The sequence below is a fragment of the Peribacillus sp. P4_C12 genome, from assembly GCF_056402095.1.
In genome coordinates this window covers 1-676 of record NZ_JBFUIB010001102.1, presented here as the reverse complement: position 1 = coordinate 676, position 676 = coordinate 1, and the positions used below count along the sequence as shown (strand labels likewise).

2 tRNA genes and 2 rRNA genes are annotated in these 676 nt (G+C 47.6%); all 4 read left to right on the top strand.

From position 1 onward, the window contains the following. Positions 1-145: ribosomal RNA gene (locus tag AC1DUW_RS31580) — 16S ribosomal RNA — on the top strand; the annotation flags it as partial. Between the two features lie 117 nt (positions 146-262). After that, positions 263-339 (top strand) — tRNA-Ile (locus AC1DUW_RS31575). A gap of 16 nt (positions 340-355) precedes the next feature. Then, positions 356-431: transfer RNA gene (locus AC1DUW_RS31570), tRNA-Ala, on the top strand. Between the two features lie 104 nt (positions 432-535). Further along, positions 536-676, top strand: a 23S ribosomal RNA gene (locus AC1DUW_RS31565); the annotation flags it as partial.

The following is a 676-nucleotide window of genomic DNA, read 5'->3' as shown; positions in this document are numbered from 1 at the left end:
CCGCCCGTCACACCACGAGAGTTTGTAACACCCGAAGTCGGTGAGGTAACCTTTATGGAGCCAGCCGCCTAAGGTGGGACAGATGATTGGGGTGAAGTCGTAACAAGGTAGCCGTATCGGAAGGTGCGGCTGGATCACCTCCTTTCTAAGGATAAATACGAGAGCGCTTTTGTTTTGTTCAGTTTTGAATGAGTAATTCATTCAATTAAATAGTAATCCCGCGATAAGCTTGGGAAGCAGAAGCTTATTATTTTATGTGAATGGGCCTATAGCTCAGCTGGTTAGAGCGCACGCCTGATAAGCGTGAGGTCGATGGTTCGAGTCCATTTAGGCCCACCATTCATTTCCCTATAATGGGGCCTTAGCTCAGCTGGGAGAGCGCCTGCCTTGCACGCAGGAGGTCAGCGGTTCGATCCCGCTAGGCTCCACCAATTGAAACAATCACGTTGTGATTGGGACAACTTGTTCCTTGAAAACTAGATAATAGATAGAAGGCAATTAATTTTTTCAAAGCATCAGTAAGATCTTTTTTAACGGTTAAGTTAGAAAGGGCGCACGGTGGATGCCTTGGCACTAGGAGCCGATGAAGGACGGGACTAACACCGATATGCTTCGGGGAGCTGTAAGTAAGCTTTGATCCGGAGATTTCCGAATGGGGAAACCCACTGTTCGTAAT